Source organism: Parafrankia sp. Ea1.12, assembly GCF_900465275.1.
In the GTDB taxonomy this organism is placed as follows: Bacteria; Actinomycetota; Actinomycetes; order Frankiales; family Frankiaceae; genus Parafrankia; species Parafrankia soli.
In genome coordinates this window covers 1-752 of sequence record NZ_UBIZ01000657.1, presented here as the reverse complement: position 1 = coordinate 752, position 752 = coordinate 1, and the positions used below count along the sequence as shown (strand labels likewise).

The 752-nt window shown below is 67.7% G+C and carries 1 pseudogene; it reads right to left on the bottom strand.

The window, feature by feature from the left end:
* Positions 1–125 precede the first annotated feature (125 nt).
* Positions 126–671 (bottom strand): annotated as a pseudogene (locus tag FMEAI12_RS34600) (transposase); the annotation flags it as partial.
* Positions 672–752 lie beyond the last annotated feature (81 nt).

Sequence of the window (752 nt, the reverse complement as noted above, 5' to 3'; positions counted from 1 at the left end):
GAGTGCATACGCGACGCATGCCGGAGGCGGGGACGGGCTGTGAGCACTAGCCCGGAGCCGAATCGTCGACCACGTCGACCCTCCTTTCGTTCCGCTCACTCACACATTGCGACCTCGCGTCGCACCACATGGAAGAAGTCCACGGCCAGCATCGTCGACGCCTGCGTGCGCAGGAACTGCCGCCATGTCGTGTCGGTCTGCCGTTGCGGAGCCGGGGGCAGCCCCAGGGACGTCAGGACCCGGCGGATCGTGGAGGCACTCACCCGGTGACCGAGCTTGAGCAGCTCGCCCCGGATCCGCTGGTAGCCCCACGTCGTGTTCTCGGTCGCGAGCCGCTTGATGAGGGTCACGATCTCCGTGCCGACCGGTGGCCGACCCATCCGCTGTGGATGGGTCCATTTCCGTACGATCAGACGGCGGTGCCACCGTAGGACGGTGCCGGGAGTGACCAGCCGGTGCGCTCGCAGTGCCTTGGGGAGAAGTCGGATCAGGGCGGCGAGCACCGCCCGGTCCGCCCAGTCCCACCGGGGCTTGGGCTGGGTACGGCGCAGCACCGCAACCTCATGCCGCAACACCAGCAACTCGATGTTCTTCGACGCCGACGAGCGGCCGAGGAGAACCAGCCAGCTACAGACCCGAACGAGGATCAGGTACAGCAGGCGTACGGACATAGTTGACCATCATGCGGCCGGCCCCGCGCCGGCGCATCGCCCCAGGTCACAGGCTCAGGCCGACTTCTGGCACCCCACAGG